General features: G+C 64.7%; 15 protein-coding genes. 6 read left to right on the top strand and 9 right to left on the bottom strand.

Translation table 11 applies throughout. The features are described 5' to 3' along the window. Positions 1 to 3 precede the first annotated feature (3 nt). Positions 4 to 162, top strand: a complete 159-nt coding sequence (locus tag ABIA90_RS37500) for a DUF5993 family protein (RefSeq protein WP_201266196.1) — start codon at positions 4 to 6, stop codon at positions 160 to 162. 10 nt (positions 163 to 172) lie between these two features. After that, positions 173 to 739, top strand: coding sequence for a disulfide bond formation protein B (locus tag ABIA90_RS37495; RefSeq protein ID WP_354121104.1), 567 nt, complete (start codon positions 173 to 175; stop codon positions 737 to 739). Here ABIA90_RS37495 and ABIA90_RS37490 read toward each other — a convergent pair. The 3 genes from ABIA90_RS37490 to ABIA90_RS37480 all read right to left on the bottom strand — a co-directional run bounded on the left by ABIA90_RS37490 (position 732) and on the right by ABIA90_RS37480 (position 5,449). Beyond that, entirely contained in the window at positions 732 to 1,424 is a 693-nt protein-coding gene (locus ABIA90_RS37490) for an esterase/lipase family protein (RefSeq protein ID WP_354121103.1), read from the bottom strand. The two genes, ABIA90_RS37495 and ABIA90_RS37490, sit on opposite strands and share 8 nt — an antisense overlap. Then, positions 1,417 to 4,821, bottom strand: coding sequence for an acyl-[ACP]--phospholipid O-acyltransferase (locus ABIA90_RS37485; RefSeq protein ID WP_354121102.1), 3,405 nt, complete (start codon positions 4,819 to 4,821; stop codon positions 1,417 to 1,419). Before ABIA90_RS37485 ends, ABIA90_RS37490 begins: the two co-directional genes overlap by 8 nt. 361 nt (positions 4,822 to 5,182) lie before the next feature. Then, the gene (locus ABIA90_RS37480) at positions 5,183 to 5,449 is read right to left on the bottom strand and encodes a hypothetical protein (protein ID WP_354121101.1); all 267 of its coding nucleotides are present in this window, start codon (positions 5,447 to 5,449) and stop codon (positions 5,183 to 5,185) included. Positions 5,450 to 5,500: 51 nt separating this feature from the next. Between ABIA90_RS37480 and ABIA90_RS37475 the strand changes: the two genes are divergently transcribed. Further along, entirely contained in the window at positions 5,501 to 6,133 is a 633-nt protein-coding gene (locus ABIA90_RS37475) for a TetR/AcrR family transcriptional regulator (protein WP_354121139.1), read from the top strand. A gap of 13 nt (positions 6,134 to 6,146) precedes the next feature. Here the strand turns inward: ABIA90_RS37475 and ABIA90_RS37470 are convergent, their stop codons facing one another. The 4 genes from ABIA90_RS37470 to ABIA90_RS37455 all read right to left on the bottom strand — a co-directional run bounded on the left by ABIA90_RS37470 (position 6,147) and on the right by ABIA90_RS37455 (position 12,925). Then, the gene (locus tag ABIA90_RS37470; RefSeq protein WP_354121100.1) at positions 6,147 to 8,738 is read right to left on the bottom strand and encodes an autotransporter outer membrane beta-barrel domain-containing protein; all 2,592 of its coding nucleotides are present in this window, start codon (positions 8,736 to 8,738) and stop codon (positions 6,147 to 6,149) included. Positions 8,739 to 9,050: 312 nt separating this feature from the next. After that, positions 9,051 to 10,364, bottom strand: coding sequence for a GGDEF domain-containing protein (locus ABIA90_RS37465; RefSeq protein WP_354121099.1), 1,314 nt, complete (start codon positions 10,362 to 10,364; stop codon positions 9,051 to 9,053). Between the two features lie 246 nt (positions 10,365 to 10,610). Continuing rightward, positions 10,611 to 11,915, bottom strand: a complete 1,305-nt coding sequence (pncB, locus tag ABIA90_RS37460; RefSeq protein ID WP_028159033.1) for a nicotinate phosphoribosyltransferase — start codon at positions 11,913 to 11,915, stop codon at positions 10,611 to 10,613. A gap of 80 nt (positions 11,916 to 11,995) precedes the next feature. Next, on the bottom strand, positions 11,996 to 12,925 hold the full coding sequence (locus ABIA90_RS37455) for a LysR family transcriptional regulator (protein ID WP_354121098.1): 930 nt from the start codon (positions 12,923 to 12,925) through the stop codon (positions 11,996 to 11,998). A 96-nt stretch (positions 12,926 to 13,021) separates the two neighbouring features. Here ABIA90_RS37455 and pcaH point away from each other — a divergent pair, with 96 nt between their 5' ends. Further along, positions 13,022 to 13,804 (top strand): protocatechuate 3,4-dioxygenase subunit beta, encoded by a 783-nt coding sequence (gene pcaH / locus ABIA90_RS37450; RefSeq protein ID WP_354121097.1) that lies wholly within the window; start codon positions 13,022 to 13,024, stop codon positions 13,802 to 13,804. Between the two features lie 4 nt (positions 13,805 to 13,808). Next, positions 13,809 to 14,435: a protocatechuate 3,4-dioxygenase subunit alpha gene (gene pcaG / locus ABIA90_RS37445; protein WP_354121096.1), complete on the top strand. Its 627-nt coding sequence runs from the start codon at positions 13,809 to 13,811 to the stop codon at positions 14,433 to 14,435. A 24-nt stretch (positions 14,436 to 14,459) separates the two neighbouring features. Here the strand turns inward: pcaG and ABIA90_RS37440 are convergent, their stop codons facing one another. Together ABIA90_RS37440 and ABIA90_RS37435 are read right to left on the bottom strand one after the other, a co-directional pair. Further along, complete coding sequence (locus tag ABIA90_RS37440) at positions 14,460 to 15,074, bottom strand: LabA-like NYN domain-containing protein (protein ID WP_166350011.1); 615 nt, start codon at positions 15,072 to 15,074, stop codon at positions 14,460 to 14,462. A gap of 318 nt (positions 15,075 to 15,392) precedes the next feature. Further along, positions 15,393 to 16,298 carry a helix-turn-helix domain-containing protein gene (locus ABIA90_RS37435; protein ID WP_038936366.1) on the bottom strand — a complete coding sequence of 302 codons (906 nt, stop codon included), beginning with the start codon at positions 16,296 to 16,298 and terminating at the stop codon, positions 15,393 to 15,395. A gap of 51 nt (positions 16,299 to 16,349) precedes the next feature. On the opposite strand from ABIA90_RS37435, the gene pobA reads away from it, so the two are divergent. Then, entirely contained in the window at positions 16,350 to 17,522 is a 1,173-nt protein-coding gene (gene pobA, locus ABIA90_RS37430) for a 4-hydroxybenzoate 3-monooxygenase (RefSeq protein WP_354121095.1), read from the top strand. Positions 17,523 to 17,665 lie beyond the last annotated feature (143 nt).

Genomic DNA, 17,665 nt, shown 5'->3' with positions numbered 1-17,665 from the left:
CTCATGTACATGTTTCTGCCTTTTCTGCTGGCGCTCGCGGGCTGCGCGAGTGCCTGGCGTTCGCGCGCGGGACTGAGCTATGCGCTCTGGAGCGCAACAGTCGTGGTCACGGTCGCATGGTTCTTCCACCACGCGACCGATCCGCTCAAATTCTCGTTCTGACGGTGCCGAGATGAGCCCTGCAGAGCTGAGCGAGCAACGGCCGGTCGGCGGGATCCTGAACATGCTTGGGCTGCTCGGGATCTCGTTGATCCTGACGGTCGCGTTCGCCTATCAGCTTGCGCTTGGCGAGTTGCCTTGCCCGCTTTGCCTGTTGCAAAGGGCCGGGTTCATCGCGATCGGCATGGGGTTTTTGTTCAACCTGCGCCTCGGTGAGCGTCCATCGCACTACGCGATGATTCTCGTTTCCAGCCTCGTCACCGGCTTCATCTCGATGCGGCAGGTATCGCTGCATCTTGCGCTCGGCGATCCCGGATACGGCTCAGCGCTGTTCGGGCTGCATTTCTACACCTGGGCGCTGATCGCGGCGATCGGGATCGTGTGTTATGTCGCGCTCGTCTTCATCCTGAAGGATGTGACCGGCAAGCGAGACGGGGACGCGCCTTTGAACGATGCGGCATCGAACACGGTCTTCGCGATCTTTGCGTTGCTGGTCGCCGCCAATCTCTTGTCCACCGTGCTGGAGTGCGGCGCGGGGCAGTGCGACGACAACCCGGTTCGCTATCTCCTGCTCAAGTGATCGGATTGAAGCGGCCTTCGTGCAGGAACGCGATCGTCTGCTCGATCGCGACGGCATTTCGTGGAAGTCCGGTGTGCGATGCCTTGACGACGATGTGGTCGGCCATGTCGGCCAATTTCGCGCTTTCGACTGAAACCCGTCCGTCATTGGGCCGCGGCAGGACAAAGGCCGAGGCGATTGGCGCGATGGTGCGGCATCCCGCGATGACGCCGATCGCATAATCGGGCGACGGCAGGGCGGCGAGCACAGGGGGCTGGGCTGTCGAAAGCTGCGAGCCGGCCGGACCGAAAACAGCGCGGTAGAGCGAAAGGTCCTTCAGGAGATCGGCGACTTCGCTGCCGCCGTTGGGCGTGCCCAGCATCACGACACGGCCGAGCCGCACCGGACGATATCTCGCGATGTAAACCCGGGCGAGTAGCCCGCCCATGGAATGGGCGACGAAGTGGATAGCGCCGTCGCATTGCTCTGCAAACGCGGCGACCGGCGCGTGGATGTCTTCCGCGAGCTCTTCGAGCGGCTTCTTGCGGCTGGGGTAGTCGAGATTGAGCGTGGCGAAGCCGTGACGCTGCAACGCTCGATCCACCTTCTTCAGCGTCCAGGAACCGACCCCGATGCCGTGAAGCAGGACCACGCCGTCGCACCGCGCACTTGCCGGTGCGACGGACGTGGGCTGGATCTCACGCAACCTCACGCTCCGGCGAGGAGGCCTGCTCGCGGGCCATCGTCGTTGCCGTGACATAGTCGGTCTTGCCGGTGCCGAGCAACGGCACCTTGTCGACCACCATGATCGCCGCGGGCACGGTCAGCTCGGACGCGCCGATCGCCTTGGCCTGGCCCTGCATCGCACTGCGCTCGGCGGTCTTCTCCGTCGTCAGCAGCACGATGCGCTCGCCCTTGCGCTGGTCGGGGATCGACACGGCGACCGAGGCGGCTTGCGGCCACAGCGTCGTCGCGATGCTCTCGACCGCCGACAGCGAGACCATTTCGCCCGCGATCTTGGCGAAGCGCTTTGCGCGTCCCTTGATGGTGATGAAGCCGGCCGCGTCGATCGCCACGATGTCGCCGGTGTCGTGCCAGCCCTCGGCGAGCGGCTCGAGCACGCCGGGATTTTCGGCCCTGAGGTAACCGAGCATCACGTTCGGTCCGCGCACCGACAGGCGTCCACCTTCCTCGATGCCGGGGACCGGATCGAGGCGGCTTTCCATCAGCGGTGAGAGGCGGCCGACGGTGCCGGGACGGTTGGCCATCGGCGTGTTCATCGCCAGCACCGGCGCGGTCTCGGTGACGCCGTAGCCTTCCAGGATGCGGATGCCGTAGCGCTCCATGAACACCTGACGGGTGCGATCCTTCACCGCCTCCGCGCCGGCGATCACCAGGCGCAAGGTGCGGAAGTCGTAGGCATGCGCCGAGCGGGCGTAGCCGGTGAGGAAGGTGTCGGTGCCGAACAGGATCGTGGCGCCGGTCTGGTAGATCAGCTCCGGCACGATGCGGTAGTGCAGCGGCGAGGGGTACATGTAGATCGGAATGCCAGCGAGCAGCGGCATCATCATTCCGCCGGTCAGCCCGAAGGAGTGGAACACCGGCAGCACATTGAACACCTTGTCATTGGCATTGGCATCGACCCGGGCCAGCGCCTGCGCCGCGTTGGCGAGGATATTGCGGTGGGACAGCACCACGCCCTTGGGCGTGCCTTCCGAGCCCGAGGTGAACAGAACGACGGCCGGATCGTTGGCCTGGCGGGCGACGCGCGGTGCGGTGCCTGCGAGCAGGCCCTTGATCTTGTCGGCCGTGCCGATCGAGGCGCGGACGTCTTCGAGATAGACGACGCGGGCCTCGGCGGAGATCGCGGCCATCAGCTTGTCGAGCTTGCCCTTCTCGATGAAGGCTTTCGAGGTCAGCACGGTCTTGACCTGCGCGGCCTTCATGGCGGCGAGGACGTTGACCGGGCCGGCGGAGAAGTTGAGCATGGCCGGAACGCGGCCAATGCTTTGCAGCGCCATGAAGACGACGGCGACACCCGCGGAATTCGGCAACAACACACCGACATTCTCGCCGGCTACCGTGCCGGCTTCGAGCTTGCGGCTCAAGACCTGCGCGCCGAGAATCAGCTTGCGATAGGTCAGCTTGGTGCCGAGCGCGTCCTCGATGATGACCTTGCCGGTGTCACGATCGCGATAGGCGTGTCCGAGTGCTTCGAACAGCGTGTGATCGAGCATGGCGTTCTTCACCATCGCATCGATCATCACGTCCTGAAGTGCGGCGCCCGCGGCATTGCGGCGTGCCTTGCCCTTCAGCGTCGGATCGACCGGAAGCTTGACCGGCGGCAGGATCGTGACCGTCACCCGCGGGAACCACGAGCGCTTGATCTGGCTGCCGTTGAGATAGCTGAGATGCGAGCGCTGCGCGCCCTCGATGCGAATGGGCACGACCACCGCATCGGCCTTGTCCGCGATCATCGCGGTGCCGTCGTAGACCTTCATCAGCGAGCCGGAGACGGTGATGCGTCCCTCCGGGAAGATCACCACGGGCTCGCCGGCGGCGACGAGCTTGATCAGGTCGCGGGCGGCCAGCGGCTTGGTCGGGTCCATGGTGTAGTGCTTGACGACGCGCAGGAACGGCTTGGCCCACCAGGCCTTGGAGATGCCGGTATCGACCGCGAAGCTGGCGTCGATCGGCAGCACGGCGTGCAGCAGCGGGCCGTCGATCAGGCTGACATGGTTGGGCGCGATCAGCATGCGCGTGCCCGGAGGCGGCAGGTTCTCGAGCCCGCGAACCTCGGTGCGGAACAGCGCGCGGAACAGCAGCCCGCCGAAATCGCGGACGCCTTCCTTGCCCCACTTGGTCAGCACGAACCACACTGCGCCGAAGCTGGCGACGCCGAGGCCGAAGAAGATCCAGCCGACATGCAATCCGCTTGCCTGCAACAGCGCGACGAACAGCGAGCCTGCTACCATGAAGGCGGCTTGCAGCACGTTGCCGGCGGCGATGATGCGGGCGCGCTCGGACGGTGCCGACCAGGCTTGCACGGCAGCGAAGGAGGGAACGACGAACAGGCCGCCGCCGAACGCGAAGGCGACGAAGTCGATCAGCATGCGCAGCCCGGCGAACGAGGTCGCGAAGTCGGCCGCGGCGATGTCCTGCCCCTTGGCGGTCACACCGATTGCCCAGGCGAGATCGAGGCCGGCAAACCCCATGATGATGGCGCCGATCGGCACCAGCGCGAGGTTCGGGCGGACGTGGCTCAGGCTGGCCGCGAACAGTGAGCCGATGGCGATGCCGATCGCGAAGGTCGCAAGACACAGCGTCACCACGCCTTCGGTGCCACCGACGACCTCCTTGACCAGCGCCGGCAGCAGCGACAGCACGATGGCGCCGACCAGCCAGAACCACGAGACGATCACGGTGCCGTCCCACAGACGGTGGTCGGCGTGCAGCGTCTTGAGCAGGCTGAGCGTCGAGGTCCAGGGATTGGCGTCGACAGGCAGATCGGGGGCAGATGGCGTTGTCTGCGGAATGCGCGAGGCGAAGGCCCAGGACAACAGGGCCAGCACGACCACGGCGGAAGCGACCCAGCCCATATGCGCGGAGCCGGCCACGAACTGGCCGCCGGCGACAGTGCCGAGCAGGATGGCCATGAAAGTCGCGCCTTCGACCAGCGCGTTGCCGGTCGCGAGCTCTCCGAGCTCGAGCTGGTCCGGCAGCATGGCGTATTTCACGGGGCCGAACAGGGCGGCGATGGTGCCGAACAGCGCGAGCGCCGTGAACAGCAGCGGCACCGAGTGCAGGAAGAAGCCGGCGGCGGCAAAGGCCGCAGCAAAGATCTCCGCGAATTTGAGCCGCCGCGCGACGACGGATTTGACGTATTTGTCGGCGAGTTGGCCGCCGAGCCCCGACAGGATGAAATAGGGGAAGATGAAGACGGCGCCTGCGACCGTCACCAGCGCGTCGCCGTGACCGGTTGCGGCGCTGTAAAGCAGGATGATGACGAGTGCGTTCTTGAGCACGTTGTCATTGAGCGCCGAGAAAAATTGCGCCCAGAACAGCGGCGCGAAGCGGCGTGACGACATCAATTCCCTGATCATGACAAGTCCTGTTTTGGGAAGGCAGCCTGAGATTGTTACGTTGTCGGTGAGGCGTCACGACCGGAAGCTTACGGGACGAACGATGGCTGGATGACGACGGTCGCCGACCTGCTCTGTCCCCTCGACCCTTCCGATCCTGTTGGTCTCCAAATGGTCTCGTTAGGTTCGCAAATATCTGGTCGCAGCCGTGGTTCGGACGGACCGGCCGCGCTTTTCCGGATACCGCGCGGAGCGATGAGGAAATGTTGAACCGCATCGCCAAAGGCCGCGACATCGGCTGCGAATGTCGGGACATGGTAAGTCCTTCCTTGCAACCGGGTCTTGCATTCGAGCCGACCGGAACGTCCCGGGTGCGCGCGCCTCACGTGAGATGAGCGAGGTGGCGAAAGGGCGAGAGGCGGCCGAGCAGGCTGAACCGGTGGCCCGCGTGACGGCTACCGGCGCGGCTCGCCCGCCACATCCGGAAGGTCGCGCGGCGCTCGGTGAGCACGCCGGCAATGTCGCAGGCATTTGCGATGCGATCGACCGGCGCCATCGCGAACTTGAGTACGGCCCGGCCAAGGCCGGCCACGAGAGCCGCGGCGTCGTCGACGAAGGTGGAGGCGATATCAACAGCGAGGGTTTGCATTTTGCAGATCTCCGGGTTAATTTGAACAATGTTCAAATGAGTAGATTGAAAATGAACAATGTTCAAGAAGAATCGCCACGCGACCAGAAAAAAAATCGGCGGAGGCTCCAGATCCTAGAGATCGCCCGCGGCATTATTTCAGCTAAGGGACTGAGATCATTGAAAGTTCGTGACGTTGCGGAGGCCGCCGGTTGCTCGGTGGGCAGTGTCTATAACGAATTCGGCGACTTCGACGGGGTGATCCTGACGGTCAATCGGGAGACGGTTCAGGCGCTCACGGTGCGGCTTGGCGAGGTCCCGGGGGAAGATCCCGTTCGCCAGCTCTACGGGCTGGCCGCGACCTATCTCGAATTTTTCGCCGAGCACGCAAACCTGCTGCGCTCGTTGTTCGAGCATCGGATGGAGGACGACCGTCCTTATCCCGACGACATCCTTCAGATGGTGATGGACGCGTTCGCGCTGATGCATCCACCCCTGGTGCGGCTGCTACCGGATGCGGACGACGTGAGGATCGCGCTGTTGTCGCGCACGCTGTTTTCCGCCGTGCACGGAATCATCTCGCTCGGCCTCGAGGAGCGCATGGTGGCGGTGCCGCCTCAGATGCTGCGCCAGCAGGTCGAGCAATTCGTCGATACGCATCTCGCCGGCCTCGGGATCGTGCCGGTCGGCACGCGGTCGACTTGAGGAGGCCAAGCGGCTACCACGCGTATCGCAGGCTCGCGGTGCCGGAATAAGTGGTGCTGCGCGCCGCGAACTCGCCGTCGAACTTCGCCGACAGGGCAACGCCGTTCGAAAACTTCAGCTCGGCACCGGCAGATGCGAGCGCGGTGTTCTTTGCCGGCGTTGCGCCATTGACGATGAAGCTCGCGCCGGGCAGCGCCTGGAATGCGGCGACGAGCGTCGGGTCGCTCACCCAATCATGGGCCCAGGCCGCGCGGCCGCGCAACGTGAGCACCGAATTCGGCGTGACCAGCGCCGCGCGATCGAAGCGCGCGCCGAGCTCGCTCCGTGTGTCGGAGGCCGTGCGTCCCTGATAGGTCAGGCCAAAGCCGCTGCCGGCCAGATCGGCCTCGGTATAGGTCGGTGTGCGAAAAGCCTGCGCTTGCGCCGCCACGTATGGCGTGAAGCCGCCAATCGGCGTGGCGAAGCGATAGCCGCCCTCGATGCGGCCTCCGACGGTTTGCGCGTCGAATTTGGCGGTGAGCTGGTTGCCGAACGGTGCGAGCCGGTCTGTCGACATCCAATGATTGGCCACGGCAAGAGAGGCGGCGAAATAGGCCGGCCCTGTGCGCACGGCGGTGTAGACGCCGGCCTGGATTGCATCGCTCTTGCCGCCGCCGATCGCCTGCGCGAGGTCCCATTTGGTGCCGCCGCCCGACAGCGCGAAACCGACCAGCGCATCGCGGCCGAAATGATAATCGGCGCCGGCCGCGACGCCGCCGGCGCGCGCGCTCAGGTCGTGACTGCCGATCACGACGGGGTCTCCGCTGGTGCGGTTGGTACCGCCGAACGCCGTGCCCCAAGCCGTCCAGCGCTCAAAGACCGGCGCTTTCATGGCAGGCGTCCCCAGCACCTTGTTGTAGGCGAGGGCGATATCGTCCGGCAGCGCGGCGCGTTCGGGGCTGAAACCGAATGCCGTGCCACCCGCGTCGACGATGCCATTGCCGCGGCCATCGACGAATGGATCGAGCATCAGGCCGAGGAACTGGCTCGTGAACTGGAAGGCGCCCTGCTGGGCGCCGGTGGCGGCTTCACCCGAAAGCTGGTCCAGACTGTAACGGAGTTGGGCGTCGCTCTGGCCTGCGAAGGAGGAGAGGAAAGGCAGGTTGGGACCGAACGCGCTCAAGGCGCCGGCCACGGCCTTCTGGTTTTGCGTTTGGGCGATCGAGAGGAATGCAGCGTTGTTGTAGTTGAGCGTCAGGAAGACGCTGAACCCGTCATAGCTGAGGAAGGAAGCGAAGAGCTGCGGATTGTATCCGCTGACGGTCACGCCCGAGAAGCTACCGGTGACGCCAGTCGTCGTGCTCAGGATGGTATATTGCGTCGAGGGGTTATAGGCGCCGGCGATCGTGTTGACTGCGACGGTGCCGCCGTTCAACGCTGCGCTGACCGCGAGGATCTTCTCGGATTGTCCGGTAGCGGTGACGGAGATCGCGTAGGTCGAGCCGGCGTTGAATGTGACATTGCCGGAGCTCGTCAGCGTACCGAGATTGCCGGGCAAGACCGTGCCGCCCGATAGCACCGTGATATTGCCGACGGCGCCGTTACCGCTGAGGATGCCCGCGCTGACGGTCGTCGCGATGTTGGGCATCGAGCCGTTCACCTCGACGGTGCCAGCCAGGACATTCATGGTCGCGATCTCCGTCGTCGAGCCGTTCATCGTCCAGGTGGAGCTGCCGGTCTTTTCCAGCACCTCGAATTCCCGGAACTGACCGGCCGCGCCGAATATGCTGAGATTGAACGCTGCGTTGGTGGCCCCGCCCAGGCGCAGCGTGTCCGTTCCGTTGCCGCCGAGGACCCATCCCGTGATGCTCGATCCCGCTCGCAACTCGAAGACGTCGTTGCCGCCCTTGAGGTCGGCAGCCGTGCTGACGCCACCGCTGATGATCGTGCCTGAGTTGATGATGGTGTCCTGATTGGCCGAGCCGATAATTGCCGTGCCCGAGGCACTCGATATCGTGCCGGCGTTGTTGACGACGTTGCCGTCTGCCGCGCCGCTTAGATCGACGGCCGCGACATTGATGGCATGGACAAAGCCGCTCGACAGGATGTTCGCCTGATTGTTCGCCGACCCGCCGCCGATGCTGATGCTGATGGCTCCGGTAACGCCGTTTCCGACCGTACCTCCGATCACGACGATGTTGTTGCTCGAATTGGCCAGTGCGAGCCCCGACGTGCCGAGGCTCGATGACCCAACCATGGCGCCGGCATCCACGGTGATGGTGTTACCGCCGCCGCCGATCACTGCAATGCCGTCGCTGTTGGCGGACGTGACCGTTGCGTTGCCGAAGACCTTGGCCGCGCTATTGGATGCCGCCTCGAGGACAACGCTGGCAAAGGTCGGGTCGTTCACGGAGGTCGCGGTGCCGTCGCCAATGTTGACGGTGACGCCGCTGACCACAGGCGCCGTCTTGACCTGGGTGTTGCCCGCTCCGGTGCAGATGATGGAATCGCCTGACTGCAGCGCTGCCTGCGCGCCGCTTCCGGTCACCACACAGGCCGCCTCTGCCGGCGTCGCGAGCCACGGCAGCGCACTACCTGCGGCAACGGCGCCGATCGCGGTGCTCAAGAGAAACGCATGCCGCCGACACGTCTTCGCGCGACGGATCTGGGGCGGGGGCAACAAACCATTCCAGGGCACCTGCAAACTCCTCTTTCGGCACGGTCCGGGCGGAATTCGGACCGCAACGTTGGCTGGTGCCATGCTTAGCGGGGGAGGTTCCGGCCATCGTGGATCAGCGCGCAAGGCGGTGTGGCGGAAAGCGAAAGACGCAGTTTTTTCGGGAGCAATGTGGCCACGGCGTCACACAGCTTCGCCGTCGCGACGCCGTTGGACGATGTCTGCAATCGGATGCCGGGGTTGAGAGGGCGCCGGCGCCTATCAGCCTCGCGCCGCGACGGCTTCGCGCGGACGGGTTGCAACGACGACGACGTCCGGTCTGCCGTTGTCGACCTGTACCCGGTTGCGCCCCTTTTCCTTGGCACGGTAGCAGGCGGCATCCGCGCGCCGCATGGCGTCCTCGAGCGTGGTGTTGCCGTCCGCGATACAGGCGACGCCGATGCTGGCGGTCACCGCAAAGCAACGATCATCCCAGGCGAAGGTGAACAGCTCGAGCGATCTGCGCACGCGTTCGGCGATATCGACGGTGGTCGAGGGCGAGCATTGCGGCAGGATCAGGCCGAATTCGTCGCCGCCGAGCCGGGCCACCAGATCATGCGGCCCCCGGTCCTGTTGCAGCAGGCGCGAGACCTGGCAGAGCAGGCGGTCGCCGGCGAGGTGGCCGCAGGTGTCGTTGACGCTCTTGAACTGGTCGAGGTCGAGCAGGATCAGGCCCAGCGAGCCCGCCGCGGTGGTGTCCAGCACGTTTTGCAGGCGCGCCTCGAAGGCGCGGCGGTTGGACAGGCCGGTCAACCAGTCGTGCGATGCCTGCCATGCCAGGCGCTCCTTCTCGGCATGCAACGCATCCTCGAACGCCTGTCGTTGCAGCATCAAGCGCCGCGTGTGCCAGATCAGGAGCAGGATCAGCGTCGCGGCCGCCACGATGTTGATGCACGTCAGCGTTACCTTGATGGCGCGCGAGCCTTCGCCGAGGACGGTCGAGAACCGCTTTGCATGCACCGTGAACTGCGTGTTGAGCTCCGAGAGCCGCGACGACAGCAGCCGCAGGCGGTCGCGGTCCTCAATGGGGCCGTGCGCCAGCTCGGACCGGATGACCTCGCCGAAGACGCTGAGCTCCAGCAGCATGGGATCGGTGGCCGCCCACTCGTGGATCGCTTCCTGGAGGAAGCTGACGCGGCTGAAATAACGGAACAGCCAGATCAATCCCGGAACGTCATCGGGATGGTTGCCGCCTTGCAGAAACCCGACGCGGGCGGCCTCGACGTCGACCGGATCGCGCTCGAGTGCCCAGCGCGCGAACTCATCGCCGATGGGAACGGCAAGGGACGCCTGGTAGTGGGTGAACTGGCTCGCCTCGCCTGAATGCAGATAGAGATTGAGGAAATAGACGGCGTTCTTCTGTGACCGCGACCACATCGCTTCGCCCGCGACATAGGCGCGGACCGATGACATCACCTCGAGGCTGAATCCCGCGATCGTTGCTTGCAGCACGACGACCACCACAAATGGCGAGACAAGTTTGATGACGTGAAGGAAACTACGCCCCTTCGTCGACGTCGCTGTTCTGCGAAACACCCTGCATTCCCCAAATCGATCAACGACCCCACCGGAGCGTCGCGCCTGCAACGCCAAGTAGAGGGGAAAGTTGCTTAACTCGACCCCAAGGACGCAGGCGACTGCACTGCAGGGTGAAAGCGTCGTGAAGCGGATGCCCGCAGATCGTTGCAAATGCCGACGAACCGGAACCGATGCGGTCGTGGCGAACCAATGCCTCGCATTCGTCCTGCGCGGTTTACCTGATCGAGAGAGTTTGGTCCGGCGCTAGACCAGCACCGGCTTGCGCACCCGGCCAGCGTCGCCGAACACGCGCAAATAGCGTTCGATCTCGGATGGCATGCCGGTCGCCTTCTCCGGATTGTCAGAGAGCTTGACGGCCGGGTGGCCGTCAACCGACGACACCTTGCAGACCAGCGAGATGGGATCGAGATTGAACGAGCCGTCCGGCGGGCAGCCGACGAAATCATTGGTGAGGTTGGTGCCCCAGCCGAAAGAGAGCCGCGAGCGACCGGAGAAGTGGTGATAGGTCTCCTCGATCGAGCCGACATCCATCGCATCGGAGAAGACGAGCAGCTTGTCCTTGGGGTTGCGGCCCTTCTTTTCCCACCATGCGATGATCTCCTCGCCGGCCTGGATCGGTGGTGCGCTGTCGGGGCGGAAGCCGGTCCAGTCGGCGACCCATTCCGGCGCATCGCGCAGGAAGGATTTGGTGCCGAAGGCGTCGGGCAGCGCGATCAGGAGATTGCCGCCATAGGTCTGGCGCCATTGGTCGAGAATGCGATAGGGCGCCCAGCGCAACTCCTCGTCGTCCTTGGCAAGCGCGGCCGCGACCATCGGCAGCTCATGCGCATTGGTGCCGATGGCTTCGAGATCATTGTCCATCGCCAGCAGCACGTTGGAGGTGCCGATGAAGGACGGGCCCAGGCCTTCCTTCACCGCCTCGACGCACCAGCGCTGCCAGAGGAAGCCGTGGCGACGGCGGGTGCCGAAGTCGGAGAGCCGCAAATTCTCGAGCTGGCGCAGCCGCTCGACCTTGGTCCACAGCTTGGCCTTGGCGCGGGCATAGAGCACGTCGAGCTCGAAGCGGCCGCGGCCCTTCATCGCGGCGCGCGACCGCAACTCGTTGAGGATGGCGAGCGCCGGAATTTCCCACATCGTGGTGTGGGTCCAGGGACCGTGGAAATGCAGCTCGTACTGGCCCTCGACCTTGCGCAGCTCGTATTCGGGCAGCCGGAATTCGGCCAGCCAGCGGATGAAGTCCGCCGAGAACATGTGAGTCTTGCCGTAGAAGGTGTTACCGGCAAGCCAGATCAGCTCTTTCTTGGCGAAGCGGATGGTGCGGGCGTGGTCGAGCTGGGCGCGCAGCTCGCCCTCGTCGATGATCTCGGCCAGCCGCACATGGCGCGAGCGATTGATGACCGAGAAGGTCACCTGCTGATTCGGATAGTCCTCCCGAATCATCTGCAACATCAATAGCTTGTAGAAGTCGGTATCCAGCAGGCTGCGGATGATGGGGTCCAGCCGCCAGCTATGATTGTAGGTCCGGCTCGCAATATCGGTCACTGTCATGGGACAATTCTAGCGTGGCGGCCCTCGCGCAACCAGTGGGTTTGGCGAAGGGCAGACTTCCCTGAAACCGTAACCGAGGCTCAGTCTCCGGCCGCCGTTGCCGCCACGGTTTCGAGCTGGCCGCGGATCCAGCGATGGGCTGGGTCTTTCTGATAGCGCTGATGCCAGACCATGAACATCGGCAGCTCGGCCAGCGTCTTGGTCCGCGACGCAAGCGGAATCGGTACATGCGCGAAACCGCGCATCACCCCGGCCGCGAGCAGGCTCGGCATGCTCGCCAGCATCTGCGAGCCGCGCAGGAAGGGCGGCACGCCGGAAAAGCTCGGCACGGAGATGGCGATGTCACGCAGAAAGCCGTTCGCCGCCAGCCTGCGGTCGAAGTCGAGCCGCTCGTTGTCGGTATAGACCACCGTGATGTGGCGTGCCGCGAGATAGGCGCTGCGGCCGGCCGGCGCGGTGCGCGCCTTGGGATCGAAGTAGCAGACGTAATGGTCGCTGAGCAGCCGCTTCTGCACGATGTCGACGCCGGATGGCGGCAGCGGCGTGACCATGAGATCGCAGCGGTTTTCGCGCAGCATCGCAGGCGACGGCGACTGCGAGGGGATCACGCGCAGGTTCAGGCTCCTGACCTGTCCCGCGACATGATCGAAGAAGCGCGGCAGCAGCAAGTCGCGCTGGAAATCATTGGCGGCGATCGTCAGCGAAAGCGGCGCGCGTGCCGGCTCGAAGGTGACGCCGCCGGCAAAGCTGCGCATCTCGTCGATCAGCGCCCGCGCTTTCGCGGCCAATGCCTGGGCATGGGCGGTGGCGACGATGCCGCGGCCGGATTTGGCAAACAGCGGATCGCCCGCGATCCGCCGCAGCTTGTTCAGCCCGTGACTGACCGCCGATTGCGTCAGACCAAGCCGCGTCGCTGCCGCCGTGACCGAGCCTTCCTCCAGCACGGCAAGGAACAGTTCGAGGGCGTGGCCGTCGAGCGCCAAATGATCGATTTTCTTCATGTAATTCATTATAATCGATCTATTTATCTTGAGAATAGATCGTCCCATGATCTCCCGATAAGCCGCGCCCCTCAAACCCGGGCGCCACAGGGAGAGACAACGCCGATGAATGTCCAGGCGCCAGCCTTGCAGGATCCCCGCCTCAACCGACCCGAGCCGTTCACGCCGCGCGACAGCGGCTTCTTCCAGCGCGACCATTCGATCCATCCACCGGCGCATGCGCCCGGCTACAAATCCTCGGTGCTGCGTTCGCCGCGCCAGCCGCTCCTGTCGATCGAGAACTCGGTCTCGGAGATCACGGGTCCGGTGTTCGGCCACAACGATCTCGGCCCGCTCGACAATGATTTGATCCGCAACTACGCCAAGGATGGCGATCCCGTCGGCGAGCGCATCATCGTCCATGGCCGCGTGCTGGACGAGACCGGCCGCGGCGTGCCGAACACGCTGGTCGAGTTCTGGCAGGCCAATGCCGGCGGCCGCTACCGGCACAAGAAGGACACTTATCTCGCCCCGATCGATCCGAATTTCGGCGGCTGCGGCCGCGCGCTGAGCGACGACACCGGCTACTATTATTTCCGCACCGTGAAGCCGGGCCCCTATCCCTGGCGCAACTTCGTCAACAGCTGGCGTCCCGCCCACATCCACTTCTCGGTGTTCGGCTCGGGCTTTGCGCAGCGGCTGATCACCCAGATGTATTTCGAGGGCGATCCCCTGATCCCGGTCTGCCCGATCCTGACGACGATTCCGGACAAGGATGCGCTCGACCGCCTCGTGGCGCCGCTCGACCTCAACGCCTCGACGCCGTTCGATTCGCTCGCCTACCGCTTCGACATCGTGCTGCGCGGCCAGCGTTCCACCTATTTCGAAAATCGCACCGCGGGGAACTGAGCCAATGCCGCAGCCGCTCGACTATCTCAAGGAAACCGCCTCGCAGACCGCCGGGCCCTACGTTCATATCGGCCTGATCCCGGCCATGGCCGGCTTCGACATTTTTGAGAAGAACTTTTCTAACGTGCTGGTGACGCCGAACACGCCAGGCGAGCGCATCACGCTGGAGGGCACGGTGCTCGACGGCAGCGGCACGCCGCTGCGCGATGTGCTGCTCGAAATCTGGCAGGCCAACGCAACCGGCCGCTATAGCCATCCGGCCGATCGCCCGGCCGGCGCGGTGGACGAGGAGTTTCGCGGCTGGGGCCGCGCCGGCTCCGATTTCGAGAGCGGGTTGGTGACGTTCGAGACCATCAAGCCAGGTGCCATCATCGACAAGGCAGGCCGCAAATGCGCGCCGTACGTCAATATCTGGATCGTCGCGCGCGGCATCAACATCGGTCTCAATACGCGACTCTATTTCTCCGACGAAGAAGCCGCGAATGCCGCCGACCCCGTGCTCAACCTGGTCGAGCCGCCGGTGCGGCGCGCGACGCTGATCGCCACGCGCGGTGAGCACGCCGGCAAGGTCGTGTACTCCTTCACGATCAATCTGCAGGGGGCGGAGGAGACGGTGTTCTTCGACGTCTGACGATCCGCCGATCGCCCCGCGGGATCATTCCACCTGGTCGCCGCGATTGATCGATCCGCGCGTGGTGGCTTGCGGTGGTTGCGGTCGCATCTCGCGCGATCCCGGCCGCTCGGCCGGGGCGCGCCCCACTCTTGGCTTCAGCTCCGTCAAATCGATGAAGACGTCGGCTTGTCGGCGCAGTTCGTCGGCCACCATGGGAGGCTGGCTCGCAAGCGTGGAGACGACCGTCACGCGGACGCCGCGGCGTTGCACGGCTTCCACCAGTGAACGAAAATCCCCATCGCCCGAGAACAGCACGATCTGATTGACGTGCTCGGCGAGTTCCATGGCATTCACGGCGAGTTCCACATCCATGCTGCCCCTCATCTTGCGGCGGCCGGTCGTGGCGTCAACGAACTCCTTGGCGAGCTTGGTGACGACGGTATACCCGTTATAGTCGAGCCAATCGATCAATGGGCGGATTGACGAGTATTCCTGATCCTCGCTCACGGTCGTGTAGTAGAAGGCTCGCAGCAACGTACCTCGGCCGTGAAATTCGCCGAGCAGGCGCCTGTAGTCGATATCGAAACCGAGCGCCTTGGTGGCGGCATAGAGATTGGGGCCATCGATGAAGACCGCAATCTTCTCAAGCGAAGACATTATGCACTAATCCCCAGTTCCGCATTGAAGCCGGCAGGTTCAGCCGCCAGGGCTGTGTGCCGGCCGGAAAACGTCGAAGTCGCCGATGGCCCGCGGAAAAAGGCGGCGCAGACGGCCGGAGGGGGGACCGTCCCGCGCCAGTTAAGGGAGGTTGCTGCTATCAGCGCCAGGATTCCGAATGCAGTCACGTTAAGGAGTGCGCATGCCACGCTCAATTGTACTGAGGTAAACGGCGCGTATCCAAAGGGTTGGATGCTCTATACGAAGGTAAGTGGCGCGCCGGTACGGATCTCGACAGCCCGGCGATCACGAATGGCCTCAAGCCTCGCCGCCATGGAGCTGGGCGCGAAAGGCGCGCGGCGACAGGCCCGTGGCTGCGGCATAGACGCGGCTGAAATAGGCGGGATCCTCGAAGCCGAGCGCGTAGGCGATCGTCGAGACCGGCAAATTGGTGTAGACGAGGTTGCGACGCGCCTCGCGGATCAGCCGGTTGAGGATCAGGTGCGAGGCGGTGTCGCCGGTCGCTGCCCGCGTCAGCCGGTTGAGATGGGTCGGCGTGATCGACAGCGCGCCTGCATAGTCCGCAACGCTCCAGCGTTCCAGATGATGCTGTTCCAGCAGCGCCTCGAAGCGGCGGAACAGCCCGCTTTCCGCCGTGCCGTTGCCGCCGCTCTCGCTGGTGAGCGCGCGGGCCACCAGCCCGATCATGGCCGCCGACAGTGCACGCAGCACGTGCGCGCGGCCGAAATCGCGTGCGGCGTGCTCGGCGAAGATCTGCTTCATGGTGGTGCGGATCTGCGGCGTGCCGCGCACCACGGCCGATCGGGACAGGGCGCCGCGCAGTCCTTCCGAGGCAAGCAGTGCCTCGTCCAGAATTTCCGCGGCGATGGTCAGCACCCAGCCCTGGGTATCGGGCTCGAAGCGGAAGCCGTGGACATGGCCGACCGGCACGTTGACGACCTGCATCGGCCGGAGCGGCACCACGCGCCCGTCGAGCGTCGCCTCGCCGCCGCCGCGCTCGATCAGCAGCACCTGGTGCAGCCGGGCATGGCGGTGCACGGCCAGCGTCCAGTCGTGCAGCACCGAGCGCGACGCGATCGTTTCGCAATGCACGACGTCGGGCAGATCGCCGGACTCGCCGAAGAGGTTGTAGACCCGGATTGCCGGGGCAGAGGCTGCGGTTCTCATGTTCGAATAGTACAAGACAAAGACGAAACCCTCCATCGGTTTGCGGCGCTGCATCTGCAAAAAACGCAGCGACGGGAGGACGTAAAAATGAAAGTTCAGGTCTGCATCATCGGCGGTGGGCCATCCGGGCTGCTGTTGTCCCAGCTTCTGCACCTGAAGGGCATCGATACGGTCGTGCTGGAGAAATACAGCCGCGACCACGTGCTCGCCCGCATCCGTGCCGGCGTGCTTGAGCACGGCTTCGCCAGGTTGATGCGCGAGGCGCAGTGCGGCGAGCGGATGGACCGCGAGGGCGAGATCCACGACGGTTTCGAGATCGCGCATGACGGCGTGCTCTCCCATATCGACCTGCACAAGCATTCCGGCGGCAATTCGGTGCTGGTCTACGGCCAGACCGAGCTGACGCGCGACCTCTACGAGGCGCGCGATCGCCTCGGCGGCAAGGTCGTGCACAACGCCGAGGACGTGACGCCACACGATCTGACGTCGGACCGGCCCTACGTGACCTATCGATCAAACGACGAGATCGTCCGCATCGATTGCGATTACGTCGTTGGCGCCGACGGCTTTCACGGCGTCAGCCGCAGGTCCATCCCGAAGGACGTGCTGCGCGAATACGAGAAGGTCTATCCGTTCGGCTGGCTCGGCGTGCTGTCGCGCACGAAACCGGTGTCGCCCGAGCTGATCTATGTGAAGCATGAACGCGGCTTTGCGCTCTGCTCGCTGCGCTCACAAGTGCTGAGCCGCTACTACGTCCAGGTGCCGTTGACCGACAAGGTGGAGGACTGGAGCGACGATGCGTTCTGGACGGAGCTGAAGCGTCGCCTGCCGGACGAGGTCGCCGGCCGCCTGATCACCGGGCCCTCGATCGAGAAGAGCATCGCGCCCCTGCGCAGCTTCGTCGCCGAGCCGATGAGCTACGGCCGCCTGTTCCTCGCCGGCGATGCCGCCCACATCGTGCCACCGACCGGCGCGCGCGGGCTCAACAGCGCGGCGTCCGACATCTACTATCTCTACCACGCCATGCTTGCGCATTATCAGCACGGCGACGATTCCGGCCTTGCGGGCTATTCCGCCAAGGCGCTTGCGCGGATATGGAAAGCGCAGCGTTTTTCGTGGTGGATGACGATGCTGCTGCATCGTTTTCCCGACCGTTCCGAATACGAGGACCGGCTTCAGCAGACGGAGCTCGAGTACCTGCTCTCGTCCGAGACGGCGCAGCGGCTGCTCGCGGAGAATTACGTGGGACTGCCGTTTTAGCGACGGTTTGTGACCGCTCAGCTGACGTTGCCGCTCCAAAGGGGAGCTCTCCCCGCGGCACGAGGCGAGTTCGCCCGTCAGGCCGGTTCCCTTTCAATAAGTGGTGACGGACGCCGAAATGCTCTGTTGCCTCGTGCGATCGT

The sequence above is a fragment of the Bradyrhizobium sp. LA6.8 genome (assembly GCF_040547935.1).
Taxonomy (GTDB): Bacteria; Pseudomonadota; Alphaproteobacteria; order Rhizobiales; family Xanthobacteraceae; genus Bradyrhizobium; species Bradyrhizobium barranii.
The sequence above is the reverse complement of the archived record's forward strand: the minus strand, read 5'-3'. Positions and strand labels throughout refer to the sequence as shown.